Source organism: Mycolicibacterium sp. lyk4-40-TYG-92 (genome assembly GCF_030209435.1).
Lineage (GTDB): Bacteria > Actinomycetota > Actinomycetes > Mycobacteriales > Mycobacteriaceae > Mycobacterium.
Genome location: NZ_JARVRX010000032.1, coordinates 1 through 23,881, shown reverse-complemented (window position 1 = coordinate 23,881; position 23,881 = coordinate 1). Strand labels below are relative to the sequence as shown.

General features: G+C 65.3%; 28 protein-coding genes, 4 tRNA genes and 1 pseudogene. 24 read left to right on the top strand and 9 right to left on the bottom strand.

Annotation, left to right across the window (positions count from 1 at the left end; genetic code table 11):
• Nucleotides 1-125: 125 nt before the first annotated feature.
• From QRN63_RS29595 to QRN63_RS29575, 5 genes and pseudogenes are all read left to right on the top strand, one after another.
• Nucleotides 126-779: an MspA family porin gene (locus QRN63_RS29595; RefSeq protein ID WP_267315816.1), complete on the top strand. Its 654-nt coding sequence runs from the start codon at nt 126-128 to the stop codon at nt 777-779.
• Nucleotides 779-1,522, top strand: coding sequence for a hypothetical protein (locus tag QRN63_RS29590; protein ID WP_267315817.1), 744 nt, complete (start codon nt 779-781; stop codon nt 1,520-1,522). The genes QRN63_RS29595 and QRN63_RS29590 overlap by 1 nt, the downstream gene beginning before the upstream one ends.
• Before the next feature lie 168 nt (nt 1,523-1,690).
• Nucleotides 1,691-4,195 (top strand): cellulase family glycosylhydrolase, encoded by a 2,505-nt coding sequence (locus QRN63_RS29585; protein WP_285034594.1) that lies wholly within the window; start codon nt 1,691-1,693, stop codon nt 4,193-4,195.
• A 27-nt stretch (nt 4,196-4,222) separates the two neighbouring features.
• The gene (locus QRN63_RS29580) at nt 4,223-4,834 is read left to right on the top strand and encodes a pyridoxamine 5'-phosphate oxidase family protein (RefSeq protein WP_285034593.1); all 612 of its coding nucleotides are present in this window, start codon (nt 4,223-4,225) and stop codon (nt 4,832-4,834) included.
• Between the two features lie 52 nt (nt 4,835-4,886).
• Nucleotides 4,887-5,511, top strand: a pseudogene (locus QRN63_RS29575) (flavodoxin family protein).
• A 160-nt stretch (nt 5,512-5,671) separates the two neighbouring features.
• On the opposite strand, the gene QRN63_RS29570 reads toward QRN63_RS29575, so the two are convergent.
• Together QRN63_RS29570 and QRN63_RS29565 are read right to left on the bottom strand one after the other, a co-directional pair.
• Complete coding sequence (locus tag QRN63_RS29570; protein ID WP_285034592.1) at nt 5,672-6,700, bottom strand: hypothetical protein; 1,029 nt, start codon at nt 6,698-6,700, stop codon at nt 5,672-5,674.
• Nucleotides 6,701-6,762: 62 nt separating this feature from the next.
• The gene (locus tag QRN63_RS29565; RefSeq protein ID WP_285034591.1) at nt 6,763-7,014 is read right to left on the bottom strand and encodes a hypothetical protein; all 252 of its coding nucleotides are present in this window, start codon (nt 7,012-7,014) and stop codon (nt 6,763-6,765) included.
• A 128-nt stretch (nt 7,015-7,142) separates the two neighbouring features.
• On the opposite strand from QRN63_RS29565, the gene QRN63_RS29560 reads away from it, so the two are divergent.
• From QRN63_RS29560 to QRN63_RS29550, 3 genes are read left to right on the top strand one after another with little or no spacing between them, the layout of a single operon-like run.
• Complete coding sequence (locus QRN63_RS29560; protein ID WP_285034590.1) at nt 7,143-7,271, top strand: hypothetical protein; 129 nt, start codon at nt 7,143-7,145, stop codon at nt 7,269-7,271.
• Nucleotides 7,268-7,507 carry a hypothetical protein gene (locus QRN63_RS29555; protein ID WP_285034589.1) on the top strand — a complete coding sequence of 80 codons (240 nt, stop codon included), beginning with the start codon at nt 7,268-7,270 and terminating at the stop codon, nt 7,505-7,507. The genes QRN63_RS29560 and QRN63_RS29555 overlap by 4 nt, the downstream gene beginning before the upstream one ends.
• Nucleotides 7,504-8,052 (top strand): hypothetical protein, encoded by a 549-nt coding sequence (locus QRN63_RS29550; protein WP_285034588.1) that lies wholly within the window; start codon nt 7,504-7,506, stop codon nt 8,050-8,052. Before QRN63_RS29555 ends, QRN63_RS29550 begins: the two co-directional genes overlap by 4 nt.
• Before the next feature lie 176 nt (nt 8,053-8,228).
• Here the strand turns inward: QRN63_RS29550 and QRN63_RS29545 are convergent.
• From QRN63_RS29545 to QRN63_RS29535, 3 genes are all read right to left on the bottom strand, one after another.
• A tRNA-Phe gene (locus tag QRN63_RS29545) sits at nt 8,229-8,302 on the bottom strand.
• Nucleotides 8,303-8,327: 25 nt separating this feature from the next.
• Nucleotides 8,328-8,404 (bottom strand) — tRNA-Asp (locus tag QRN63_RS29540).
• A 34-nt stretch (nt 8,405-8,438) separates the two neighbouring features.
• Nucleotides 8,439-8,511 (bottom strand) — tRNA-Glu (locus QRN63_RS29535).
• A gap of 164 nt (nt 8,512-8,675) precedes the next feature.
• On the opposite strand from QRN63_RS29535, the gene QRN63_RS29530 reads away from it, so the two are divergent.
• Nucleotides 8,676-8,748, top strand: a tRNA-Lys gene (locus tag QRN63_RS29530).
• Nucleotides 8,749-8,772: 24 nt separating this feature from the next.
• Here the strand turns inward: QRN63_RS29530 and QRN63_RS29525 are convergent.
• The gene (locus QRN63_RS29525) at nt 8,773-9,942 is read right to left on the bottom strand and encodes a site-specific integrase (RefSeq protein ID WP_502888211.1); all 1,170 of its coding nucleotides are present in this window, start codon (nt 9,940-9,942) and stop codon (nt 8,773-8,775) included.
• A complete protein-coding gene (locus QRN63_RS29520) occupies nt 9,942-10,646 on the bottom strand; it encodes a helix-turn-helix domain-containing protein (RefSeq protein ID WP_285034586.1) in 705 nt (234 codons plus the stop codon). Before QRN63_RS29520 ends, QRN63_RS29525 begins: the two co-directional genes overlap by 1 nt.
• Nucleotides 10,647-10,736: 90 nt before the next feature.
• Here QRN63_RS29520 and QRN63_RS29515 point away from each other — a divergent pair, with 90 nt between their 5' ends.
• The 14 genes from QRN63_RS29515 (at nt 10,737) to QRN63_RS29450 (ending at nt 23,030) form a co-directional block, all read left to right on the top strand.
• The gene (locus QRN63_RS29515) at nt 10,737-10,964 is read left to right on the top strand and encodes a helix-turn-helix transcriptional regulator (RefSeq protein ID WP_350224483.1); all 228 of its coding nucleotides are present in this window, start codon (nt 10,737-10,739) and stop codon (nt 10,962-10,964) included.
• Nucleotides 10,925-11,107, top strand: coding sequence for a hypothetical protein (locus QRN63_RS29510; RefSeq protein WP_285034584.1), 183 nt, complete (start codon nt 10,925-10,927; stop codon nt 11,105-11,107). The genes QRN63_RS29515 and QRN63_RS29510 overlap by 40 nt, the downstream gene beginning before the upstream one ends.
• Nucleotides 11,108-11,125: 18 nt before the next feature.
• Nucleotides 11,126-11,401, top strand: a complete 276-nt coding sequence (locus tag QRN63_RS29505) for a hypothetical protein (RefSeq protein ID WP_285034583.1) — start codon at nt 11,126-11,128, stop codon at nt 11,399-11,401.
• Nucleotides 11,398-11,658 carry a hypothetical protein gene (locus tag QRN63_RS29500; RefSeq protein WP_285034582.1) on the top strand — a complete coding sequence of 87 codons (261 nt, stop codon included), beginning with the start codon at nt 11,398-11,400 and terminating at the stop codon, nt 11,656-11,658. The genes QRN63_RS29505 and QRN63_RS29500 overlap by 4 nt, the downstream gene beginning before the upstream one ends.
• Nucleotides 11,655-12,119, top strand: coding sequence for a hypothetical protein (locus QRN63_RS29495; protein WP_285034581.1), 465 nt, complete (start codon nt 11,655-11,657; stop codon nt 12,117-12,119). The genes QRN63_RS29500 and QRN63_RS29495 overlap by 4 nt, the downstream gene beginning before the upstream one ends.
• Nucleotides 12,116-12,874 (top strand): bifunctional DNA primase/polymerase, encoded by a 759-nt coding sequence (locus tag QRN63_RS29490; protein WP_285034580.1) that lies wholly within the window; start codon nt 12,116-12,118, stop codon nt 12,872-12,874. Before QRN63_RS29495 ends, QRN63_RS29490 begins: the two co-directional genes overlap by 4 nt.
• 350 nt (nt 12,875-13,224) lie before the next feature.
• Nucleotides 13,225-14,652, top strand: a complete 1,428-nt coding sequence (locus tag QRN63_RS29485; protein ID WP_285034579.1) for a hypothetical protein — start codon at nt 13,225-13,227, stop codon at nt 14,650-14,652.
• Nucleotides 14,653-14,896: 244 nt separating this feature from the next.
• Nucleotides 14,897-15,391, top strand: a complete 495-nt coding sequence (locus tag QRN63_RS29480; protein ID WP_285034578.1) for a hypothetical protein — start codon at nt 14,897-14,899, stop codon at nt 15,389-15,391.
• Nucleotides 15,392-15,541: 150 nt separating this feature from the next.
• Nucleotides 15,542-16,054, top strand: coding sequence for an HK97 family phage prohead protease (locus tag QRN63_RS29475; protein ID WP_285034577.1), 513 nt, complete (start codon nt 15,542-15,544; stop codon nt 16,052-16,054).
• Nucleotides 16,048-16,707 carry an HK97 family phage prohead protease gene (locus QRN63_RS29470; RefSeq protein ID WP_285034576.1) on the top strand — a complete coding sequence of 220 codons (660 nt, stop codon included), beginning with the start codon at nt 16,048-16,050 and terminating at the stop codon, nt 16,705-16,707. The genes QRN63_RS29475 and QRN63_RS29470 overlap by 7 nt, the downstream gene beginning before the upstream one ends.
• 17 nt (nt 16,708-16,724) lie before the next feature.
• Nucleotides 16,725-18,224 carry a phage major capsid protein gene (locus QRN63_RS29465; protein WP_285034575.1) on the top strand — a complete coding sequence of 500 codons (1,500 nt, stop codon included), beginning with the start codon at nt 16,725-16,727 and terminating at the stop codon, nt 18,222-18,224.
• A 135-nt stretch (nt 18,225-18,359) separates the two neighbouring features.
• Nucleotides 18,360-21,770: a phage tail tape measure protein gene (locus tag QRN63_RS29460; RefSeq protein ID WP_285034574.1), complete on the top strand. Its 3,411-nt coding sequence runs from the start codon at nt 18,360-18,362 to the stop codon at nt 21,768-21,770.
• 592 nt (nt 21,771-22,362) lie between these two features.
• On the top strand, nt 22,363-22,515 hold the full coding sequence (locus QRN63_RS29455) for a hypothetical protein (protein ID WP_285034573.1): 153 nt from the start codon (nt 22,363-22,365) through the stop codon (nt 22,513-22,515).
• Between the two features lie 140 nt (nt 22,516-22,655).
• The gene (locus QRN63_RS29450; protein WP_285034572.1) at nt 22,656-23,030 is read left to right on the top strand and encodes a hypothetical protein; all 375 of its coding nucleotides are present in this window, start codon (nt 22,656-22,658) and stop codon (nt 23,028-23,030) included.
• A 100-nt stretch (nt 23,031-23,130) separates the two neighbouring features.
• Here the strand turns inward: QRN63_RS29450 and QRN63_RS29445 are convergent, their stop codons facing one another.
• Nucleotides 23,131-23,283 carry a hypothetical protein gene (locus QRN63_RS29445; protein WP_285034571.1) on the bottom strand — a complete coding sequence of 51 codons (153 nt, stop codon included), beginning with the start codon at nt 23,281-23,283 and terminating at the stop codon, nt 23,131-23,133.
• 55 nt (nt 23,284-23,338) lie between these two features.
• On the opposite strand from QRN63_RS29445, the gene QRN63_RS29440 reads away from it, so the two are divergent.
• The gene (locus QRN63_RS29440) at nt 23,339-23,644 is read left to right on the top strand and encodes a hypothetical protein (protein WP_285034570.1); all 306 of its coding nucleotides are present in this window, start codon (nt 23,339-23,341) and stop codon (nt 23,642-23,644) included.
• On the opposite strand, the gene QRN63_RS29435 is transcribed toward QRN63_RS29440, so the two are convergent.
• A complete protein-coding gene (locus QRN63_RS29435; RefSeq protein ID WP_285034569.1) occupies nt 23,641-23,817 on the bottom strand; it encodes a helix-turn-helix domain-containing protein in 177 nt (58 codons plus the stop codon). The genes QRN63_RS29440 and QRN63_RS29435 overlap by 4 nt on opposite strands.
• Nucleotides 23,818-23,881 lie beyond the last annotated feature (64 nt).

Below are 23,881 nucleotides of genomic sequence, written 5' to 3'. Positions count from 1 at the left end.
GCTCCACGGACAACACCGACGACATCGTGACCTACCTCGGTGTGACCAAGTCCGTCTAAGCAGTTCGTTGCAGTCCAACTGACCCCCTCCAACCAACTTCAAATCATGAAGGGCTTGCCACCACCATGTTGAAAACCTCCGCTGTTTTCGCCGCAGCATGCATGCTGCTGCCGGCAATCGCCGCGCCCGTCGCGATGGCAGACCCCGACGGCCCGCCGGTGGACACCGGCGTCGTCGCCTCCGATGAGCCCGCCACCGTCACCTCGCCCGACGGCTGGGTCCTGACGGTCGCCGCCACCAACGAGACCCAGTTGCCGGTCGCCCCGCTGACCACCGCCACCTCCTCGCGCGAGTACCTCGTGGGCGGTACCTTCACCGGCACCGTCACCGGCAGCGGCAAGACCAAGCTGACCGGCGGCACGCTGGAAGCCGGCTACCAGATCGGCTGCGGCATCGAGCTCGGCCAGATCCGTCTGATCGGCCAGGTCGGCGCCACCACCGCCAACGCGAACATCTTCACCGGCGCCATCCCGACCGGTGTCACGTTCCCGCTGTCGGGCACGCTGGAAATCCACCCGAAGCCGGGCACGGTGACCCAGGTTCCGGTCGACAAGAAGTCCTTCAAGGCCGCGCCGGCGCGCGTCACCCTCAAGGACACCCACATCAAGGTCGACGGTTGCGTCGGTCAGTCCTTCATCCGCTCCTACGCGACGCTGACCAGCTCCACCACCGACACCGACGACATCGTCGCCTACTACGGCATCACCAAGTCGGTGTAATGATCAGCAGCAAAAAGATGGGCAAAGCCGCGGCGGCGAGCGTGATCGCCGCCGCGGCGTCCATCGCCTTCGCCGGGGCGGCCTCGGCCGACTGGAATTCGCCGATTCCGACTCCCGGTCACGATGACCAACAGGACGCGATCGCCGCACAGGCGGCTGCGGCTCTGGGGCCCGCTCCCATGGCGGATGCCCAGATGCCGGTCCTCGGCGCGCCGCTGGGCGCCCAGGGATTGAACGTCCTCGGGCAGCGCCCCGCCGGCAATGTCGACCCAGCGGCACCCGCCCCCGTCGCCGGTCCGCTGGGCATGCCGCTGAACACGCCGGGCCTGAGTCCTGACACCGTGCTGGGCCAGACCGCGGTGCCGTCCCTCCCGGGCTCGGGCGCCGGCACCCCGCCGAGCCTGAACGCCTTCAACAACAGTTACGGCGTGGGGCAGTGCCTCAAGCCGTCGGCGCCGGGCAAGTGCGAGCAGTTCGGGGTCGACCCCGGCCAGGAACACGCCGACAGCAGCCCGCACGAGTGGCTCAACCGGTACATCGACATGTACCACGACGGCCGCCTGCGCGGTGGAGCGCTGGGACAGTACCCGCAGCAGCAGCTGGGTGAGTCGCTGCCGGGCACCGCACCGCCTCCCGGGACCAACATCCCGCCTGGTCTGGGGCAGTACTACGTGCCGCCGGACCCCGCTCCGGCACCGCTCCCGCCGGGAGCACCGGTTCCGCCGCCGGCACCGGCCAACTGAATATGCGGTTTGGGCCCGTCAACTCCGGTTGACGGGCCCAAACCGTCTGTGTCGCATGACCGTCGTCGACGCGGTTTCGGAACGCTCCCGGCGGACCCCGCGATCGAACATTTACACGGCCGCGTCATTTCGGCCGCACCGCACACTGCCGTCGCGTATACAGAAACGATGACGGTAAGCGCCGGCCTGTGCGGCGTCGGCGGATTGGCGGGGGCCTTCGGCATCTGGGCAGCGCTGACCAGCGGAACCGCCGTCGCCTGGGCCGACAGCGGTCCCAGCCACGATGCGACCGGCAGTCCGAAAAGCTCGACCGCCAGTTCGGCACCGCACACCGGAAACGACAGCTCGACCAAACGGACGGACCGACCGGCCAAGCCGGCCGCCAAGACCGCATCCGCCCATGGCTCGGCAGCCGGCGGCTCGAACCACCGCATGCCGAATCCCGTTGTCGCGAAACCCAAACCAGCCACAGCGTCGACAGTTACCTCGGCGGCGAAGACCAGCCCGGCCAACTCTGTCGCCACGCAAACCGCCGGTACCAGCCCGGCCGCTGCCGTCGCGGCAGTTCCCGCCATTGTGACCCCGACGGCACCCAAGAACCCGGCGGCGTGGGTCCAGGCACTGATCTACAACCCCCTGCACACCGGCATCGAGGGCTGGATCAACAGTCCGCTCGGGCAGGGCGTCGACGGCGTCATCAACCGACTGGCGGGCACCTACGTGATCGGGAACGGCCGCACCGGCACGGCGACCGCACCCAACGGCACGGCCGGCGGATGGCTGTTCGGTGACGGCGGCGCCGGTTGGGACAGCACCGAAGCCGCGGTCCCCGGTGGCAATGGCGGCGCCGCGGGGATGGTCGGCAATGGCGGGCGGGGCGGGGCCGGCGGTGCCGGAGCATCGGGCGGCGCCGGTGGTCCCGGCGGCTCCCTGATGGGTGTCGGTGGCCGTGGCGGTGCGGGCGGCGCCAAGGCCGGTGGCACCGGCGGGCCCGGCGGCCGCGGTGGCTCGGGCAAAGGTCTGCTGTTCGGGGCCGGCGGCGGTGGTGGCCGCGGCGGCGACGGGGCCGACGGTGGCCGCGGCGGGAACGGCGGTTCCGGCGCGTTCCTCCTCGGCATCGGCGGTCCCGGCGGAGACGCCGGAAACAGCGGCGTCGGCGGTACCTCCACGGCACTACCGGCACTCGGCGGCGCCGGCGGCAATGCGGGCCTGCTGGGCAATCACGGTGCGGTCGGTAAGTCCGGCACCGGCGCCACGCTCATCCAGACGGGGGCGAACAGCTCGATGCTGTCCGTCACGCCGACCGGCGTCTGGTTGACCAACAGCGACGGGCAGGTCGTCCTGCTGCACGGGTTCAACGAGGTGTACAAACTGGCGCCCTACGAACCGTCGGCCAGTGGATTCAGCGCGGACGACGCCGCGTTCCTGGCAGCCAACGGCTTCAACGTGGTGCGACTCGGGGTCATCTGGGCCGGGGTCGAGCCGCAGCCCGGCGTGTACAACGCCGCCTACGTCGACTCGATCCGGCAGACCGTCGACATGCTCGCGGCACATGGCATCTACACGATCATCGACATGCACCAGGACCTGTACAGCGCGTCACTCGGCGGCGAGGGCGCCCCCGAGTGGGCCACCAAGACCGGCGGGCTGCCGAACCGCGGCTTCGGCTTCCCTGGCAGCTACTACCTGAACACCGCCGAGACCGCGGCGTGGGACGGTTTCTGGAACAACGCCAACGCCGCCAACGGAATCGGGCTCGAGGACAACTACGCGAAGGCGTGGGAGACGGTCGCCGCCGCAGTCGCCGGCAACAACAGCGTCATCGGCTACGACATCATGAACGAGCCCTTCCCGGGCACTTCGTGGTTGCCGACGCTGCTGGGCAGTCCGTTCTACGCGACTCAACAGCTCACGCCGATGTACAACCAGGTGGCAGCCGCCATCCGAGCCGTCGATCCGAACACCGCGCTGTTCGTCGAACCCGCCAACCCCGCGGTGTCCGAGATACCCGCGATCCTCGGCCTACCCGTCCAGTTGGGCACCATCGACGACACGAAAGTCGTTCTGGCGTTTCATGATTACTGCGCCGGGTCGGCGACCAGCGGTATCTGCGGATGGCTGGCGAATCAGCAGGCAGCCACCGCGAACGCTTACGGCAAGGCCAACAACATGCCGGTGTTCATGGACGAGTTCGGCGCCTCCAATCTGCCGTCAGATCTGAGAGCCGAGATGAACGCCGCCGACCGGTACCTCATGAGCTGGTCCGAATGGGCGTACGCCGGGGTCGGTGACATCACCACGAGCGGCAGCACCGACGGCGAGTCGGTGGTCTACGACCCCGCCCTGCCACCGACCGGCGACAACGTCAACACCGGCAGCCTGCAGGTGCTGGCCTCCCCGTACCCACAGGCCGTGTCGGGAACCCCGCTCGCGCTGTCAAATGCCCACGGCGCCTTCACCTTCAACTACTCGACAGCCAAGGCGGACGGTTCGGGCAATTTCGCGGCCGGTTCGTTGAGCACCATGTCGGTGCCGGCCGTCGCTTACCCGAACGGGTACACCGTCGCCGTCACCGGCGGGCATGTGGTCTCGGCCGCGAACGCACCGACATTGGTGATCGCATCGGACACCGACACCGGCGTCGTCCAGGTCGTGGTGACGGCCGCGTCCTAGCCGCCGGTCGGGCGTAGCGTGGCCGTTGTGTCCACCGAGCCGAACAACCACTATCACCACCTGGCATTCGGCCCCGACGCGCTGAATCGTCAACAGCGCAACGGCAGCTATCAGGCCTATGGACGGCACACCGAGCGTGCCGACGACGGCCCGCAGCGTCTCGACGATCGCGAGCTGCTCATGATCCGGCGCGCAGATCAGTTCTGCCTGGCCACCGTCACACCCAACGGCTGGCCCTACCTCCAATATCGCAGCGGCCCAGCCGGATTCGTCCGCTACCTGCCCGAGGCCGACCGGCTGCGGTTCATCGATCTGCCCGGCAACAACCAGTTCGTCACCCTGGGCAATCTGGCCGCCGACAACCGGCTCGCGATGTTCTTCGTCGACTACCCGCGACGCACCCGGCTCAAGGTCTTCGGCCGCGGGACCGTCATCGAAGACGGGCCGCAGCGCGAGATCGAGATCGCGGTCGAGGCCTTCGACTGGAACTGCTCACGCTCCATCATTCCCCGCTTCGACCGTGAGTACCTGCGCGAACTCGGCGAGGCGTACCAGGCCAGGTTCGACGGGCGTGAGGCCGAGCTGCAGGCCGAGATCGACGCGCTCAAGGCACGGGTAGCGGAGTTGGAGAGCCGCTGACGACTCGGGCCCGTTTCTGTTTGTCTGCTCGGAGCCCGGGTAACCGCCCGTCATGACTGAATCGACCCCACCCCTCCGCGCGACCGCACTGATCTGCACCCTCAAGCCGGGCCCGTCGCCGTCGAGCAGCGAGCTGATCGCCGAACACGTCCTGGCCGTTCTGCGCGAACAGAATGTCGCGTGTGAAACAGTCCGGTGCGTCGACTTCAACATCGCGCCCGGCGTCGAGGCCGACATGGGTGACAGCGATCAGTGGCCGCAGATCCGGGCCCAGGTCCTCGACTCCGACATCCTGCTGATCAGCACGCCCATCTGGCTGGGGCACCCGTCGTCCGTCGCACAACGGGGTTCTCGAGCGCCTCGACGCGGAGCTGTCCAACAAGGACGATCAGGGCCGGCCGGCCGTCTCACAGAAAGTCGCGATCGTCAGCGTCGTCGGCAACGAGGACGGCGCCCACAAGACCGTCGCCGATATCTTCCAGGGGCTCAACGACATTGGCTTCAACATCCCCGCGCAGGGATGCACGTACTGGAACGGAGCCGCAATGGAGTCGACGGACTACAAGGACCTCGACGAGGTGCCCGAAGCCGTGGCTTCGGCCACCGCCGCCGCGGCCCGCAACGCCGCGCACTTGGCCCGGGTCCTGCACTCGGCGCCGTATCCGCCGTACAAGTAGTCAGTTCAGGACGCCGACGATCTTCAGGATGAACAGGATCGCGATGGTGAGGAAGACGACGAACGTAGATCGCGATCACCACCGTCGGCGCGATCACCTTGCGGGAGCCGCCGGCCGGTGGCGTCGGATCGGGTACCCGGGTGCTGCGCGGCCAAACGAGTCACTGACCCGCGAGGGCCTCCCGGAACTCATCCGAGACGTAGAACGGAATGAGGCGACGCCGCAATACCGACTCGAGATAGCCCCGTTCGTCGAGCATGGCAATCACCGGAGGGCCGAATCGTAGGGCTTCCTCGATCATGTCCTCGCGCCCCACGCCGAGGTCGAGCAGCAGGTCGTAAAGGCTGACTTCGCCGTACTTTTCGAAGACGTGGTCGATGCCCTCATCGAGGAGCGTGCGGAAGTAGTCGGTGTCCCGAAAGGTGCGCCAGAACTCGTAGATCGGCACCACCGCGTCCTCGACGTCGTCGGCCGAGATCACCGAAATCGCCGACGACAGCGGGCTGTTGAGGTTGCTGCGCCACAGTTGGTTGAGCGCCTCGGCGAGCACGTCTTCGTCGGCATGCGTGTGGGCGAGCAGAAAGCGGGCGCCGCGGCGCGCCAGATCCTCGGCGCGCAGCTCCAACCGTTCGACCGGGCCCTGTGGCATCCGGGCGCCGACTGCGCCGAACACGCGGCCCAGCCGGCCACGGGCCAGCGACCTCCCACCCTGTGTGACGGATTCCGCGAGCGAGTGTTGCACCAGCGTCACGCAGAATTCGGTGAACGCCTCGCTGCTCAGAATCCGCTCCAGTAACCGCTGGGTGACGCCCATCTCGACCACCATCGCGCTGAGCTCACTGAACCGCCGCCCGTCGATGACGTCGCCGAAACGGGTGTCCGAGGAAGCGGTGAGCTGAAACAGCCGGGTGGCAATCTCACTGACCAGTTCCGCGATGCCGCCCTCCACCGGCACCTGCACGGCGTACTTCGCGGCAACGTTCTTGATCATCGTGGGCGTCACCGCGTCGGACAGCGTGATCTCCGACGCCTCCGACAGCGCGTGCTCGATCTCGTCCAGGACCAGGCTGTGGTAGTTCTCGCCGCGCAGCTGCTGCATGGCGAACGCCACCTGCGCATCGAGGAGCCGGGCGGCGACCGGTTCGAGCTGCGACTCGAGGTCGTCGGCCGGCTCCGGGAAATTGGTCATTGCCAGCACCTTACCCAGCGGGACCCATCGGCCGCGGGTTGTCAGTTCGGGCAGCCCGACGCTCAGCGGCGCACCGTCGGACTGTGCCCCACGCCGGACTGCGGCACCGACGTGGGCGGACCGTTCTGCCGCATACTCAGGCAGACACCCAGGCCGCCGCCGACACATGGCACGCCGTTGATGGTCGGCACCGGTCCACCCGATCGGTTCCCGGTCGGATCGAAAGCCGCGTCGCCCGCGGCTGCGGGCGACAGGCCGATGGCCAGCACACCACAGGCCGCCAGGTACGTGCCCATCCGAAGAAGACCGGCCATCATCGCCACGCTTTCACCCGTTCAATGGCCAACATAGCCCTGCGCCCACGGTTAGAGGTACACCCGAATCTCTGCGGGAACCATGCCGGCGATCCCTTTATCCTTGGTTTCGGGGGCAGGGGGATGCGATGGACTACTTGGCGGGACAGCTGGTCTTCTTGGCGATCGTCGCGGCGCTGATCGCCGGCGTGATCTGGGCTGTGGTGGTGATGCGCAAGCCACGCCCGCATCTTGAAGACGAAGACGACGAACTATGACTCGTTGGTCCGCGGCCGCAGCGCTCGTTGTCTCGGTTGCCGGAGCTGCCGCGCTGCAGGCTGCCCCCGAGTCCGCCGCCGAACCGATGACGGTGTGTCCTCCGAACCAGTCGACGTACTGGAACGGGCAGCCGTGCTTCCCGCAGCCCTGCGTGCCCCCGTACGCGCCGGGAATCCCGCCGTGCTTCATGCCGGCGCCCCAGATCGGCCCGAACGGCGCACCGGTATTCGGATGAGCCGCGTTGAGCTCCTCGGTCGGCGCTTCGTTACGGCGCGGATCGCTCAAGTCACCGGGGCCGTTTCTTGGTGGGTGTTCGTCGTCGCCCGTCTCATGACGGAGATGAACTCCGCGGCGTTGAACTCCGGCCTGCCGCGGCGGTACGCCGACTACGACGGGTCGATCTTCGGAGTCGGGTTGGGACATAAGGACTTTGGCTGGACCGCATACGAGCCGCTGACCAACCATCCGCCCTCCCCGCTGAACGATGTGTTCTTCGTCGCGAACGTCATTGCGAGCGTCGCGGTCGTGGCGCTGGTCATCACTGCCATCGCCGCCGTGGTCGAAGCGGTATCCGTCGCGAGATGGCCGGCAGGCATTGCGACGATTCTCGCGCCGATTACCGGCGCCGCCGTCATCCTCACTGCGCTCCACTACGGGACCGGATTCGGCAGTGGTCTGCAGTTGAACCTGCTGATCGTGTTCGCGCTGGTGCTTCTCGGCGTCGCGATTCGTGAAGTGTGGAGCCGGGTGTGGGCGCCTCGCCCGACCCGGGCCGAATGACGCAGCCGTCGCGGCTGTCGCGTCGAACCTCACTCACGTGGGCTGAGCAGGTCCCGCCCGACGACTGACCTACCGATAAGGGGATGTGGCGTGACCGACACCTGCCTCAGATCTGGGTCTCCGTGCAACTGCCCCCGGAAACGAAAAAACCACCCGTCACCAGGTGGTTCTTGAAGTGGCCAGGGCCGGGATCGAACCGGCGACCTTCCGCTTTTCAGGCGGACGCTCGTACCAACTGAGCTACCTGGCCGGAAGGGCAAGTTGCCTCGCCGTTCTGGCGACCCTGACGGGACTCGAACCCGCGACCTCCGCCGTGACAGGGCGGCGCGCTAACCAACTGCGCCACAGGGCCTTACGCACTGCTTGCTCCGCGTTTCCGCGTTGCGTACCCCCAACGGGATTCGAACCCGTGCTACCGCCGTGAAAGGGCGGCGTCCTAGGCCACTAAACGATGGGGGCCAATCCGAATCTCTTCGGGGGCACTCTCAACGTTTCCGTTGGGAGCTTCGATAGCTTAGGGCACGACTGCCTCACGGCCCAAATCCGCACTACAGACCGCCAACCGCCACACAACCGGCCACCCCCGGAGGCGGCCGGGCGGGACGCAGTATCCTGTGTCCCACGCCCCTATAGCTCAGTCGGTAGAGCTACGGACTTTTAATCCGCAGGTCCCAGGTTCGAGCCCTGGTGGGGGCACAGAAACGGCCATCGAGCCGACGTTTATTCGTCGGAAATAGCGCGGTCCAAAACCGCTGCTACCTGCGGGTGCACCTTGCCGCGCCCCATGTAGACGTCTTGTGTCATCGACACCTTCGCGTGCCCGAGCTGGTCCGCTCCGAACCTCGCAGGTAGCCCAGCCTCATCGATCAGAGTGGCCACCGACTTGCGGAACGAATGACTCGTCACGTCCGGCACCCCGAGGCTCTCCCGAACCGCGCGCCACTGCTTGTTGAAGTTGTCAGGATCGCGGTGGGTGCCGGCCGACGACGGGAAGATCATGGGCTGTTCGCCCCAGAAGTCTCGGCCGCGGCGGGCAGTCAGCATCGCGACCGCGAACAGAGGTAAGGGAACAGTGCGGCCTGCTGACTTCGTCTTGCCACCATCCAACCGGCGCAGACCCTCGCCGGCGACGCGCGCGACCTTCCCGGACACCGTCAGCGTCCCGGACTCCTCGTTGAAGTCCTGCCAGCGCAGCGCGAGCAGCTCGGCCCGACGCAACCCCGTTGCCGCCAACAAAGTGATCGGGTCGACTAGATCGGCAGCCTGGCACGCCTCGGAGGCACGCAGCTTGCCGATGAGGTCACGGAGCTGCATTCCATCGAGCGACGGAGCACCTTTCGGCGGCGCGGCCGACTGAATCCGATCGACCTGCGTCACGGGATTGGCCCCCAGAACGTCATCGAGAACCGCGATCTGAAGCGCTGCCCGCAACAGGGTGCGGCTGTGGCGCGCCATCCCGGCGCCGTGCGCCTGGCGCATAGACCTGATGACGGCATTCATCCGGCCCGGCGTCGCTTCGCCGACCCGTAGCGAGTCGCTGTACTTCGCGAGCTTGCGGGCAGCGCTGCGGTACGTCGTCAGCGTCGCCGGCGATTTACCGTCTTCATGCAGCCGCTTGAGATGCGCTTCGACGAGCTCGCTAATCCTCGTGTCGAGGCTGATTCCGCCTGACTCCCCCGGCGCCCGCCGACTCTTCAGCGCTTCGACAAGAGCATCCTCGGCGAGCTTGCCGTACTGGTCATTGCAGCCAATCGGGCTGCGGCGCTCGACACGTCGTGTCACCCCATCGGCGTCACGAAAGCGGCAGTGCGCCAACCAAACTCCACCACCGACCGCAGTGCGCGTGATCTTTCCATGCTGTCCGATACGCAGCGGAGGGCGGCCGGCCATCAGTTCTCGAATTCCAAGCCGTCGACGGATAATCCAAGCCATTGTTGGTCGACAAATTCGAGCCCCGGAAAAAACTCTGCGAGCAGATCTGCAATCGCATCTTCCATAAGTTTATTTGCGAAGCCGTGCCGTTGACCTTCGTCACTAAATATGAAACCCCAGAGGCCTTTGAAACCCGATGCGATCTTGCGCCGTTCTATCGCTAGCTTAAAATTGGCAGCATCGATTCCGATGACGGTCAACGCTTCACCGAGGGTTCTTACCCCCACAACGCTTGCGAGAATGTGGATAAACCGGGCGGGAGTTCCATGGACTACGAACGCCGTTGAACCTGAACGCAATTTGATTGCGAGCGCGGCAGCGACGAGGCGTTCCCGGCTTTCGCGCACGTCCCGTTCAATGTCGGCAGCTCGAATCACATACCGGCGGTAATAGCCAAGCTGCCGCTTATATGCGTCCGCTAATGCGTCGGCGGCGGGGTTTAGGTCGTCCACCTGAATTTCGAGCGCTCCGGCAACTGCAAACAGCTCGGCAGCCTTGAGTGATCTCTGGCCCGTTTCAATCCGCGACAGGACCGTCCGCGTCCACGAGAAACCACTTCCGGCCATCAGCGCGAGGAAATCCTCTTGCGTCATCTGTTTCTGCCGGCGCAGCTCCGCGATACGTGCACCGAGCGCTACGTCTGCGCTGGCCTCATCAACCATGCTCGCCAGTGTTCCACGCGGCTCGCCGATTCCGCACATTGACGCTTGCGATTCTCAACATTACGCATAGACTCCTAATCGCACATCGCAATGTGCGGTTCCCGAACAAGGAGGAAGTTGATGAGCGCTACGGAGGATCCATGGTTGACCAGATCGGAAGTAGCTCAGCGCCTACAGGTACCCGTGAAGACGCTGGCGCAGTGGGCTTCTCAGCGAAAGGGTCCGCCCTACTCGCGCTTCGGCCGCCATACCCGGTATCGGCTATCCGAATGCATCTCATGGGAGAACGCACAGCGGTGCGGCGGGGACGCTGCCTGATGAACCAGGCGGACCGAGATCGCATCGAAGACCTCGGCCTCGATCCCGACGCGGACAAGACCGAAGACATGAGAACGGCCCGCGAACCCCGGACGTTGGCGCGTCCGGCGCGGGCCGATCAAGAACACCCATCCAACCGTTAACTGAAAGGACGTTCGACAATGACTGTACCTACAACTGGCACCCAGTCGGTACCCCCGACCGACGTGCCCGGCTACGGCTGCGCCACGCGGCGGCCAATATCGCTGCTCGACTCAGCCGCGAACCACGCCACGATGGCCGTCGAGGACGCCGGCGACCAGCTCGCCGCGCTGCCCGCCGGCGCATCGATGTGGCTGACCGTCGATCTCGTGCGGGCGCAGCGGCACCTCAGGGCAGCGGTCCGCCTGATCGAGCAGGTTGGCACACAGCTCGACACTCAGGTGGTGGCACCGTGACCGCCTCCTCGCGATCGTTGATGAAGGCCGCCGAACGCATCATGCTCCGCGACTACCGTGTGGAACTCGGCGAGCTCATGGGCCGATCCGACCCCAAGGACAACGGCGACGGCCTCTTCGAACTCAACGTCGGTGAACTCCTGGCCATGATTGCGATCCTTCGACCTGTCGTCGCTCGCGTCGAAGCTCGGGAGAAGGCGGCATCCCAAACCCTTGGCCTGAGGCTCATTCAGGGCGGATCGGCGGTGACCCGATGAGCGCGATTGACGAAGCGCCCGAGATCAGCACAGAACCCGTCGAACTGGACCCGCCAGACCCGGCTCTGACCCGCTGGCAGCAACTCGCCGCACGCGATATCGAAGTCGAACACGACGGCGATGCCGAGAAGATCGTCCCGTTCCCCCGACCGGCATGGGCCGACCCCGACTACGACCGAATTGCCGGGACGACCACCGGATGCTGGTACCAGTCGACGCCCGTCCGGGTCGCCTCGCACACAGGCGGGGGAACATGCGACGACGGCATCTTCGAGCCCGCGCACTTCAAAATCTCTGCGCGCGTGCACGGCAACGGTAACCGCCTCATCGGCTTCACGATGATCCGGCGCCAGGGCGGGCAGTGGGAAGAAGCAGGTATGTCGATGACGCCCGCCGATGCCCAGGAGTTGGCCGACGTTCTGCGTGCCGCCGTCGATATCTTCGGAGAACCCGAACAGTGACCGACCCGACGATGGAGACCCGCGCCGATGGTGGCGCGGGTTCTCCACTAGACGTCATGCTCAACCACGGGTTCTCGGTCGGACCGCTCAATGGCAAAATCCCGCTGACCAAGCACGGGGTGCAGGATTTCACCCGCGATGCCAGCGTGATCGCAAGCTGGGCAAGGCAATTCCCGGGATGCAACTGGGGAGTCACGCAGACCGGTGTCATTGCTCTGGATGTCGACCCGCGCAACGGTGGCCGGGTCAAGGCGCTTCGGCTGCGGCCCGAGCATCGGACACTGTGCGTGCAGACCGGCTCCGGTGGCTGGCACTTCTATTACCGGGTGTCGGGTCCGGTGATGGGCAAGGTCCGAGGTATCGACGGTATCGACGTGAAGGCGGGCGGCGCCGGCTACTTGGTCGCCCCCGGCTCGATCCACCCAGACACCGGCAAGCCTTACACCTTGCACCGCGACTCCGCCATTGCAGATGTGCCGCAACATATCTGGGCGCTGATCGCACGCCGGACATACACACCGCCGAGCGCGCCGGTACGGGCATCGGGTGACCGATGGGACGGTCTGGTCCGCACCGTCTCCGAGGCCACCGAGGGCAACCGAAACGGGACATTGTTCTGGGCCGCAGCACGGGCAGCGGCAGACAGTGCACCGGCCGCCGTCTACTCCGCTCTGGCCGCTGCCGCGCACGGTATCGGCCTCGGAGCCCACGAAATCCAACAGACCATCCGATCAGCGCAGCAGAAAGGCGCCTGATGACCGAGGACGAATTCTGGTCCGCCACGGAAGAACTCGCCAAAATCCATCAGTGGGCACGTGCGCGGTACGCAGCGCCATGGGCAGTACTCGGCGCGGTCCTGCTTCGTGTCGCAGCAAGCACGGGGCCACATGTCCAGCTCCCCGGCACCATCGGCGGGCGAGCGAGCCTGAACCTGATGGCTGTGTTCGTCGCAGTTTCCGGTGGAGGCAAGGGCATCTCGGACGCAACGGCTCGCCTGGCTTGGCCGGCAGACATCCACGAGGAAGGACTCGGCTCGGGACAGGGCATCGCCGAACTGTTCAAGGAACCGAAGAACCCCGAGGACAGGATCAGTCGGGCAATCTTCATGGTGCCCGAGATCGACCACCTCGCCGCGCTCGACGCCGGCCAAGGCAACAACACCCGCGCCACCATCAAAGCCGCAATCATGGGCGAACGACTCGGCAGCAAGGGAGCATCGGCGCCCACGTCGCGCATGGTCGCCCCGCACTCGTATCGGATGTGCCTGTCCGTGGCTGGCCAGTTCGGGCACTGTGGAGTGATCCTCGATGACGCCACCGGCGGTACCCCGCAACGCACCCTCTGGTTCCCCTCAACGGATCCGACGATGCCAGCCGAACGGCCCGCCGACCCGGAACCGCTGCACACGAACCTGCCACGTTGGGCACGCGCATCAGAAGACGCGGTCGAAATCCAGTATGGGCCAGAAGAGATTGCACAGACCGTTGTTGCTGCGCACCTGGCACGCCAGCGCGGTGAAGGCGATGCGCTCGATGGCCACTGGATGTTGACCCGGCTGAAGGTCGCCGCAGTACTGGCGATACTGCGTCACGGCATGGTGGTCTCCGAACTCGATTGGGCACTGTCCGCTGTCGTGATGGCCAAGTCCGACGAAACCCGAACCAAGGTGATCGAACACGCCAGGCAAGCCGCACGGGCAAAGCTCCGCGAACGCGCGATGAGCAAGGCGGTGGGAGAGCAATTCATCTCAGACCACAAGCTCCAACGGGCCAAGCAGGCGATCCTGCGGTGGCTCGAGCGGGACGGTCAACTGGCCCGTCACGACCTGCGTCGGAAGCTGAAAGCGGACCTGCGCGACCACTTCGACCCAGCCATCGCCGAGTTAGCTGCTGAAGGCGAGATTGCCGAAGCCTCGGTCAAAAACGGAGTTGGGTACGGGTTGGGCGGCGAAGGTACACGGGTACCCGAGGTACACCCCCAAAAACAGCAGGTCAATGACCGTGTACCCGAAGTACACGGTGTACCCGACGCTACCGTGACCGACTTGGATTCCCGCAGGTCGCACGACTCCGCGCCTCGGAAGCTCACGTGTTCACAGTGGTTCACTGCATACATCGCAGGCCTCCAATCCGCTGGCCACACCACGACAAAATCGTTTGCTGCGATCGAGGCCGGCATGGCACAGGGCTACAGCAAGGGCAACATCCGAGCTGCCGCATCCGCACATCCCGACGTACACACCATCGACAAGAAGGGCGGCACCGCGACCTGGTCAATCCAGCGCGGCTACCGACCACCAGTCTACGAAGGCGTGCCCGAATGGCTCGACCGCTGGCTCGACCAGCAAACCGGCGACACCATCACACCCGACGATGCCAAGGCCGCCGGAGAAGCCGCGGGACACGCCTGGCACAACGTCCGCCGCGCCGCCGGACAGTCACCCCGAATCGAATCCGTACCCGCCCACGGAGACAGCCGCACCGAACGGGTCTGGCGCATCATCCAGGTAGCCGACACCGAGGACGCGTCATGAGGCGCCCCACCCCCCGGGGGCAGGGCGACCGCGAGACCCACGAACGCCCAGGTGAGACCGCCAATCGAAATCCTGATCCCTCCCCCGGAAGCGCATGCACGTTACGGAACGGGCTGCGTTGCGGCGGAAGGCGAGGAGAAATGCCTGGTGGGAGGCCCAAAGTTGGGCGCGCTAGCCGTGCGCGATGTGTGCATTTCCGTAACACGTTCCGTAACAAGACAACCGAACCGAAAGGGACATTTCCATGACTGATGACCAGAACCCCGACCGCGCCGACCGCCGTCGTGCCGCTGTCATGACGCTGCATCACCGCCGTGGCGATAAGGCCGGCGTCGCGGCAATCGCAGAGGAGACGAACGCGCTGGATCGCGGCCCGCAGCTCCTCAAGTCCGTGCTGTTGCTGCACCAGGTGCTCATAGGACTGCTGCGTACAGAGAGCGCGCTCGCACTCATCGCGGAGTGGGTCGGTGGCATGGCTTCGATGCTGGCGACCGAACCGCCACACACCGACATCGTCCGGGCCGCCCAAATCTTGAACTTTCACGGCCAGGGCAACCACGACGGTATCGCCGCGGTGGTGAACTCCTCGGACGGCCGGATGACGCACGTCCCGTTGGCGCTGCTGGACCTGTATGAGGTTGCCCTGCCGGAACTGAGTGGGTCCGGGGCCTCCTGGCTGGATTCGCAGATTCAGGCCTTCCTCGAAGCGGAGCACGGCCTTGATGACTTTGGCGAATAAGCAAGTTGTGTTGCTGATTCAGCAAGTCAGGTTGTACCGTGAATGTAGCTCGGTATCGCGCGAACGCCGGGAGTCCACAGGTGTGGGCCACCCTGGATACGCGGGTCACCATGCGCCGGTTGATTTTTCGCGCATTCTTGGTGGTGACCAATGAGTCAGATTCTCTATCGCAGGGTTCGGCTGGCAGTAGATGGCCGGCTGGTCGGCGTCACGCTTCCCTACAACGTCGATGTCACCGTGCGCGACGACGGCGGGGCACCGTATGTGGAGCGCTTTGCTCCTGGAGCCTTCGCCCGGTCGTTGGCCGAGCGGGGCGCCAAGGTGAAGCTGTTCAGCGGGCAGGACAGCCGTGCCGTCCCGATTGGCGGAGCCGCGGCGAAGCTCGAGGAATCTGCGACCGAGCTGTTCGCCGCGTTCGCGGTCTCCGAGGGCCGTCCGGGTGATGAGTCCCTGGCGCGCATTGCGGCTGGCGCCGAAGGGGTTCTGGCATTTCGTCCGGTCCAAGATCGACGCGAGGGCGATGTGCTGGTCCGCGCGGAGGCTGCTCTGGTCGATGTGCGGGTGCTCGAGCTCGAACAGGCTTCGCGGCAAGTGGTTTCGCGGGCTACCGCGGAACGACGGCTGAAGCTCTTGGACCTCGAACTCGGGTTGGCGTCGTGGTGACACGGCTGCTGCCCCCGCGCATCGATGTATGCCGGTCGGTGCCGTTCACCCCTCTGGTTCGCGCCGGGGAGGATGACGGCTACACCTTCGAGGGTTACGGGGCGGTATTCAACTCGCCGACCCGCATCGACTCCTGGGAAGGCACGTTCGATGAGCTGGTGGCCCCGGGCGCCTTCCGGAAGTCTCTGACTGAGCTGATCCCGAAGTTCCAGTTCGACCATGGGCACCACCCGCTCATCGGGTCAGTGCCGATCGGTGCCATCACCGATATCCACGAGGACGAGCGAGGCCTGTTTGTGCAGGCGCGGCTTGGTCGGCACATGCTGATCGACTTTGTCCGCGAAGCGCTCACCCCGCCCGATCTGGGCGGCACCGGCGCGATCAATGGCATGAGTTTCCGGTTCTCGGTGGTTCGCGACGAGTGGCGCGACCGCAACGGCAAGAAAATCGGATCCGAGGGCGAACTATCACGGTTGCTTTACGGCGCCGAACCGGAGCGGTTACCGCTCCAACGCACCTTGCTGGAAGTGAAGTGCGCCGAGGTCGGGCCGGTTGTGTGGCCGGCGTACCCCGACACGACCGCGTCTGTGCGGTCAAACATGTTGATCCCCAACGCGGTTGCGGCTCGTCGGCTGCACCTGCTTGAACTCTGATGAAAGGCAAGACCACCATGAGCGTTACCCACGACATGCGCAGCACTGAGCAGGAGATCGCCGGCTACCGGCGTGAAGCTCGCCAACTTCTCGATCAGGCCGGCACCAACGATCTGACGGGCGCTGCGGCTGTCCGGTTCGACGAACTGACCGGCCTCATTGAACGCGGACAGGAGACGCTGCGCGGCCTCAACACTCAGCACGCCGCTGACCTGGACCGGATCCGTTCCGGACTCAACAACGGGTCGATGCGCCTCGAAGGTGGGGCCGCCGGCAACTATGACCGCGACCCGCTGGGCGACCACCGCGACACCGGAGAATTTCGGGGTCGTAACCCGTGGCAGCTATCGGAGATGACGACGTTTGGCCGTGACCCCGAACAGGTCTCGACCGAACTGCGTGCACGCGCGCTGTCAGCGGTGGAGAAGATGCCTGGCGCTTCCGACGCTATTCGCCAGTCGGCGACCAAGATGGTCGAGGACGATGACGCCGAAGATGGTCGCCTGGCCCGCCATGTGTTGATCACCTCGAACCCGGCCTATGTGCGGGCGTGGTCGAAGATGGCGAAGAACCCGATGAATGCCATGCTCTCGCCTGAAGAGCAGCAGGCAGTGCACGCCGCCGAGAGTTGGCGGGCGATGTCCCTCACGGACAGTGCCGGGGGGTACCTCGTGCCTTTCCAGGTCGACCCGGTCCTCAATATCACCAGCGCCGGCAGCTACTCCGAGATCACTCAGGTCGCTCGGCAGGTCGTCGCGACCGGTGACGTGTGGAACGGTGTGTCGTCGTCGGCGATTCAGTGGTCGTGGGATGCGGAAGGCACTGAGGTGTCCGATGATTCGCCGTCGTTCGCTCAGCCGTCCATCCCGATCCACAAGGCACAGGGTTTCGTCCCGATCTCGGTCGAGGGCCTGCAGGACATGGCCAACGTGACCGAGGCGGTCGGTCAGCTGTTCGCCGAAGGCCAGCAGGACCTCGAGGCAGTCACCCTCATCACCGGCACTGGCTCAGGTCAGCCCACCGGCATCGTCACCGCCCTGACCGGCACGGCGAGTGTGGTGAACGCCGCAGCCGATGACACCTTCGCTTTGAAGGACGTCTACGCGGTCCGCGATGCCCTGGCGGCCAAGTGGCGCCGTCGCGGGTCGTGGCTGGCCAACAACTCGGTGTACTCGCTGATTCGGCAGTTCGACACCTCCGGCGGTGGTGGCTTCTGGACGGACCTCAACGAAGACCGTCCGCCGCGCCTGCTGGGCCGCAACGCCATCGAGGCCGAGGCCATGGACGGCAGCATCACCACCTCCGGCGCGGTCCACAACTACGCGTTGATCTTCGGCGACTTCAACCAGTTCGTCGTAGCTCGGCGTTTGGGCATGACTGTCGAACTGATTCCGCATCTGTTCGGGGCCAACCGCCGGCCGACCGGTCAGCGCGGCTGGGTCGCCTGGTATCGGGTCGGTTCAGACAGCCTGAACGACAACGCTTTCCGCATGCTGGACGTCGTCAGCGCGTCGTAGTGAACTTGCGGTCCGGCGTCAAAGCCACTCCAGATTCCTGGCAAGGCGGCGCCACGACGGCCAGCAATGGTCAGAGTGCCGACCTGCGCCGGACCGCAAACCCGAACTCAATCTCCCGGATAGCGAGGTAGGTCTATGGACCCGATCATCCTGAGGATCGAACCGGAGCTTGATGAGCGTGCCGCCACTTCCACGATGACGCGGGCGCAGCGTGTGTATGAGCAGGGTGCGCGTGACATCTCGAAGGTGATGCGCCAGCAGTTGACCCAGGGCACGGAGGCTGCGGGCAAGGGTTTCGATGAGCTGGAAACCAAGGCACGCAAGGCGTATCTGGGGATGCAGGATGCGTCGGAGAAGGTTGCGGCGGCTGAGCGTAAGCATCAGGCGGCGGTGGAGAAGGGCGCGGCGAACGCGGAGTCTCTGGGCCGCAAGGTGGAGCGGGCTCGGCTGGCTGAGATCGAGGCGATCGAGCGCGCGACGGCCGCGTACAAGGAGTACGGGCAGGCGGCCGATCAGGCTGGACAGAGTGCCGTCGGCGGCCTGCGCGGCGCGATGGCGGGTGTGCGTAGCGTCGGCGGTGAGATGGCGAGTGGCTTCACGGAGGGATTCGCGGGGTCGGCCGCGCTCGCGCGTCTCGGTGCCGCCGGTGGTCCCATCGGCATCGCCATTGCAGGCGTGGCGGCCCTCGGCGTCACTGGCGGAAAGGTGTTGGCAGACAACATCGCTGCCGGTATGGAGCAGTTGCGGATGCGTGATCTGTTCCAGACGCGCCTGGGCGTGGATTCCGCAACGATGCAGACGATCGGCACCGCGGCCGGTGCCGCGTACGCAAAGGGCTTCGGCGGGTCCGTCGAGGAGAACCTGAAGACCATCTCCGCCGGCATTCGCAGTGGCCTTATCGGGCCGAAGTCATCCGATGCCGAGTTATCGAAGTTCACCGAGCGGATGGACACGACCAGCAAGATCACCGGACAAGACCCTGGCGAGATTGCGGCCAAGTCCCGCAACATCGTTCGCTCTGGGTTGGCTGCGGACTACAAAGAGGTCCTAGACCTGTTGAACTCGGAGGCCGGTAAGCAGCTCGATATCAGTGGCGACCTGCTCGATACCACCGAGGAGTACGCGACCGCGTGGCACGGTGTCGGGCTGTCCGCTGCTGATGCGTTCGGCCTGATGAAGCAAATGTCCGACGCTGGCATTCGCAACACCGACGTGGCATCAGACTCCCTTAAGGAGTTGTCGATCAATGTCGCGGACGGTTCGAAGTCGACTAAACAGGCATTCACCGTGCTGGGTTTCGACGCCGAGGAGATGAACCGCAAGTTCGCCGCGGGCGGGGACGCCGCGCGCCAGGCGTTCGGAGCGGTGCTGACGGCCATGCAGGATTTGAAAGACCCGCAGGACAAGGAAAATGTCGGCCTGGCGCTGTTCAAGACGAAGTGGGAAGACGCCAAGACCGCCATCCAGGCGGCCAATCTCAAGACCGCGGCGAACGATATGGGGAATGTCGCCGGGGCTACCGACAAAGCGACCCCGGAGATCAACAAGCATGCGGACGCGTGGGGCAACCTCGGTCGCGCAATCGAGAACACCGTGGACAGTTTCGGCCGCTGGCTGGCAAAAACCGGTCCCGGAAGTTTCTTGTGGAGTGACCTTCCTCAGATGGCCGCTGATGCGCTGACGCCGCATCAGTCGCCGGACTTCTCACGAGGTCCAATTCCTTTCGCGCCGCCGGTGCCGGGTACTCCGTCGGTGCTCAGTCCGGGAATGTGGGACCCACGGAACCCTGGTGGCCCAGCCCCAACGCAGCCTGGCAACCCACTCACCCCCGGCCTCAATAACTTGTTCCCGGGCATGTTGCCGCAGAACGCCCCACCGCCGCCAGCTGATGTCGGACATGGTGCGCAGGACAAGCATTGGGCTGATGCGGCACCGGATGATGGCAAGACGAAGAGTCTGCCGCCGGCTCCGGTGTTGCCGCTGGCGTACACGTCGACCGCCGGCCTGCCGTCGGGTATCGCGAACGCGCAGCAGAGCCTCGATGAGCGCAAGCACGACGTTGCCGAGAAGGAGGCGCGGCTGCATCAGCTCGAGCAGACGAACGTCGCGACCGCCGATGATATCCAGAAGGCGAAGAACGACCTGGCGAAGGCCCAGCAGGATCAGTTCAAGGCCGAGCAGTCGCTGACTGACGCCCGAATCAACGCGACGAAGCAAGCCAACAAGCAGCTTTCCGGGCTGTCATCCGATCTGAATGACCTTGGGGCGCAACTCGATAAAGACTTCGGTATCTCCAAGGGCTTGGGCGGGATCATCGAGAACGCGGTCAAAGCGCTCGGTAACGCTTTGGCCGCCCCGCTGTTGCAGGCGCTCGGTTTCGTGTCGAAAGCCAACCCGAACGAAGGCTCTGGCCTAGTCGGCGTCATGGCCGCCAACGGGATGTTTGGGCAGCAGTACACCCCGGGCGCGATTGCTGCATCGCAGTCTCAGACACAGGCAATGCCATCGGGAGGCCCTGCCGCGCAAGGCATTCCCGGACTGTCTCCGTCCTTTATTCCGCCTGGGATGCCGCAGCCGGGCGAATCTGCCCGCGACTTCGCGCACCGGGTGATGATGCCCTACTGGCAGAACCAGGGCCTCACAGTCGGGGACCACCAGGCCGACAAGTACGGCGAGCATCAGAACGGCGCGCTGGACATCATGGTGCCGAACCTGGCTGCGGGACAGCAAGTTCTCTCACAGGTGCTTCGTGATCCCAATGTGTATGGCGCCATCTTCAACAACAAGACCTACGGCTACGGCCATGGATTGACGCCGCAGGACTACGGTTCGACCGGCAACGCCACGGACCGCCACGAGGACCACGTTCACGCCTGGTACAAGCCCGGCGGGGCCGGCAACATCGTGCCCGGTGCACAGCCCGCCGCCCCCGTGGGTATTCCAGGGCCAGAAACCATTCCAGGGGGCGGTGGCGCCCCGATGCATACCGGCATCGGCCCAGCGAATGCGGTTCCCGGCGTCACGCCGCTGGGTCCGGTGACACCGGCTGTCGGCCCCGGAACCTCGTATCCAACCCCCGGCGGCAACAGCGGCAACATCGTCGGCGGCTTGCCCATGGACGGCATCATGGCGGCCGCCGGTGCCGCAGACCTGATGATGCCTGGTGCCGGTGCTGCAGCGAAGATTGGCATTCAGGTCGCGAACCGCACCATCGGGTACATGGCTCAGAACGCCGGCATCCTCGCCAACGGCGTCGGTGAGTTCTTCTCCGTCGGCGACAACCCCAAGGGCAGCCTTGGTGCTGGCTGGCTAGGCAAGCTCGCCGGCGGTATCGCTGGTGCCGCACCCGCACTGCCGAACCTGGCCGGCGGGAAGAAGCCGCCCGGTCCGATGGAGCAACCCGGCGGCGGGCAGCAGCAGGGCGGCGACACCAACGTCAACAACCAGATCAACGTGCAGGCGCGTGAGGGTGCGAGCGGCCAGGAGCATGGCGAGCAGGTCGCGGCCGAAACCAGCCGCATGTGGGCGCCACCGGGGCGGCAGTGAACAACTTTCCCGGCGCCGGGAAAGTGGGTGTCCACGACCACGGACACCCTCGAAGGGTCGCATTTCAAATCGCACCCCTAGTCTGACCTGCGTTTTTGTGGGCGCGCGCAAGAAGGTCAGTGGACCCCGTGGCGAGGGGTTAGTCTGGTCGACTTCGCCGAAAGCGGAGTTTCTGAAGGTGCTCGTCATGCTTACTGTCCGGCGCTGGCTATCTCGTCAGCTCTTTCTCTGGTCGTGCCGCATCCATGAGGATTGGCATGAAGTCGAAGTCACATCGTCGGATGGCGAGCGGATTCGGTTCTGCTGCTACGGCGACTTCACTGGCTCGTGGCCCGAGCGTTGGGACTTCAGCTGCTCTTGCGAAGCGTCGGCAGCTCACTGACGGCCCGCGTCAGCAAGGTCGGCCTGCAATTCGCAAGCGCACCCCTGGCCTGCGGTTATTAGGACGGGGCGAGCTACTGGGTTTCTTGAAGAAACCCAGTAGCTATGGCGTGGATCATCGACAGATACCCGAGTCATTCGGCATACTGCACTGACCGATGTACGACATGCACGACATGTACGACACGTAGCGAGTGAGGGGTAGAGGGCGATGAGCGTGCAGAGCGCGGACCGTGGCCATGTAGATGTCACGTACGTCAAGCGCGGGCAACTTGTTGCCATCACTCGGTTGCAGCCCGAGCAGCCGTCTGAGCGCGCCCAGACGGCGCTCGCTGCCGCCCTTCGGCGCCGTGGCGCCCGTTGACATCTGAGTATCGCTGCTTACCTCTCAACGAGAACCATAGGCTCGATTACCTGCAATGCGGGCAGCCTCACCTAGATCGGTGGCTGGCTAAGCAGGCACGCGCAGACCAGAATCTTGGGAAGTCTGCGACGCACGTTTGGGTGGACGACGAAGACATCGTCCTCGCGTATTTCACGCTGTTGCAGACGACCATCAGGGAAGCCGACGGGTCGTTCTTCGGCCGGATCAGACCGCCGGGATTTCCCCGGGACCACGAACTTCCAGGGATTCTGATCGGCAAGCTAGCTCTCGATGAATCGCTCCGCGGGAGTGGCCGGGGTTTTGATCTGCTGGCTGACGCGTACGTCGCCGCAGCCGACGCCGTCATGCTGATCGGTGGCGCAGTGCTTGTCGTCGACCCGATGAACGACAAGGTTGCCGAGTTTTACCGCGAATTCGGATTCAAGGCTGTTGAAGGTACGAAACGCTTGGTACTCAACTTCCGCGAATTCAATAAGGGCACGCCGATCGCCTAGCTCGCCTGTCGGTGCCCGGTGGCATGCTTGCCGCTCAGAGGTGCCCGAGCTTGCCTCCTACTTGCTCGGTCCCTCGCCCGTGGCGCTCCGGGGATGGCTCCTACTTCTCCGGCGCGCTGCGGGTTCTCTCCAGCCGCTCATCCAGTAGTTGGTCCACCGTGGTGGTGCTGCTGACGGCACCGAACTCTCGCAGGCCAACGCGCACGATGGCGAGCACTCTGAGGTCTGCGTCGATGTCGTCGATGGTTCGCATATGGGTTTAGACGTATCCGGCGACCGCTCGGTTCCATCGAACGTATGATCGAACAGTGGGTGACCTGCCGGCGATCAGCGATACCGGCCGACACCCGGCGACAGACTTCCGCCGGGTCGATCCACCACGCAAAGTGCAGATCGACCTCGCGACTTTGTTTCCCCGCGAGCCTCACCAACGCGAGCAGTACCAACCCGGCGGCCTACAGCTCCACCTCGTCGTCACGGGCCAGCTGACCTGCTGGGCGCGCTGCGTCAAAGGCCAGTGGTGGGGACTCGTGACGTACCCGGTCGTGTTCGGGCAGCAGCAGAAGACCGTCACCCACTGGGTGCCGGCTTGGGTGCTCAAACTGGCGCCTTAAGTGCTTCGTGGCAGTGAGGCGATGTAGCGGTCTAGCTCCTCGCGCGGGAACTTGTTCTTTCCACCCTCGAACACCGCGATCAGCTTCCCGCCACGCCGCAGATCATCGACATGTCTCGGCGACGTCGACAAGTACTCAGCAGCAGCGTCACGGTCGTACAAGCCACGGATCATCATCTGGCGGCTCGATCTTCCAGGCTCTCAATGAACTCCTCAATCTGGGAGTCCTTCGCGAAAC

Coding starts and splice junctions, on each gene's coding strand:
- QRN63_RS29455 (WP_285034573.1), top strand. CDS start 22,363: ATGAGCGTGCAGAGCGCGGACCGTGGCCATGTAGATGTCACGTACGTC.
- QRN63_RS29460 (WP_285034574.1), top strand. CDS start 18,360: ATGGACCCGATCATCCTGAGGATCGAACCGGAGCTTGATGAGCGTGCC.
- QRN63_RS29570 (WP_285034592.1), bottom strand. CDS start 6,700: ATGACCAATTTCCCGGAGCCGGCCGACGACCTCGAGTCGCAGCTCGAA.
- QRN63_RS29515 (WP_350224483.1), top strand. CDS start 10,737: ATGTGCGGTTCCCGAACAAGGAGGAAGTTGATGAGCGCTACGGAGGAT.
- QRN63_RS29565 (WP_285034591.1), bottom strand. CDS start 7,014: ATGGCCGGTCTTCTTCGGATGGGCACGTACCTGGCGGCCTGTGGTGTG.
- QRN63_RS29480 (WP_285034578.1), top strand. CDS start 14,897: ATGACTGATGACCAGAACCCCGACCGCGCCGACCGCCGTCGTGCCGCT.
- QRN63_RS29475 (WP_285034577.1), top strand. CDS start 15,542: ATGAGTCAGATTCTCTATCGCAGGGTTCGGCTGGCAGTAGATGGCCGG.
- QRN63_RS29505 (WP_285034583.1), top strand. CDS start 11,126: ATGACTGTACCTACAACTGGCACCCAGTCGGTACCCCCGACCGACGTG.
- QRN63_RS29485 (WP_285034579.1), top strand. CDS start 13,225: ATGGTGCCCGAGATCGACCACCTCGCCGCGCTCGACGCCGGCCAAGGC.
- QRN63_RS29520 (WP_285034586.1), bottom strand. CDS start 10,646: ATGGTTGATGAGGCCAGCGCAGACGTAGCGCTCGGTGCACGTATCGCG.
- QRN63_RS29445 (WP_285034571.1), bottom strand. CDS start 23,283: ATGCGAACCATCGACGACATCGACGCAGACCTCAGAGTGCTCGCCATC.
- QRN63_RS29465 (WP_285034575.1), top strand. CDS start 16,725: ATGAGCGTTACCCACGACATGCGCAGCACTGAGCAGGAGATCGCCGGC.
- QRN63_RS29555 (WP_285034589.1), top strand. CDS start 7,268: ATGACTCGTTGGTCCGCGGCCGCAGCGCTCGTTGTCTCGGTTGCCGGA.
- QRN63_RS29495 (WP_285034581.1), top strand. CDS start 11,655: ATGAGCGCGATTGACGAAGCGCCCGAGATCAGCACAGAACCCGTCGAA.
- QRN63_RS29560 (WP_285034590.1), top strand. CDS start 7,143: ATGGACTACTTGGCGGGACAGCTGGTCTTCTTGGCGATCGTCGCGGCG.
- QRN63_RS29585 (WP_285034594.1), top strand. CDS start 1,691: ATGACGGTAAGCGCCGGCCTGTGCGGCGTCGGCGGATTGGCGGGGGCC.
- QRN63_RS29590 (WP_267315817.1), top strand. CDS start 779: ATGATCAGCAGCAAAAAGATGGGCAAAGCCGCGGCGGCGAGCGTGATC.
- QRN63_RS29595 (WP_267315816.1), top strand. CDS start 126: ATGTTGAAAACCTCCGCTGTTTTCGCCGCAGCATGCATGCTGCTGCCG.
- QRN63_RS29550 (WP_285034588.1), top strand. CDS start 7,504: ATGAGCCGCGTTGAGCTCCTCGGTCGGCGCTTCGTTACGGCGCGGATC.
- QRN63_RS29510 (WP_285034584.1), top strand. CDS start 10,925: ATGGGAGAACGCACAGCGGTGCGGCGGGGACGCTGCCTGATGAACCAG.
- QRN63_RS29525 (WP_502888211.1), bottom strand. CDS start 9,942: ATGGCCGGCCGCCCTCCGCTGCGTATCGGACAGCATGGAAAGATCACG.
- QRN63_RS29435 (WP_285034569.1), bottom strand. CDS start 23,817: ATGATCCGTGGCTTGTACGACCGTGACGCTGCTGCTGAGTACTTGTCG.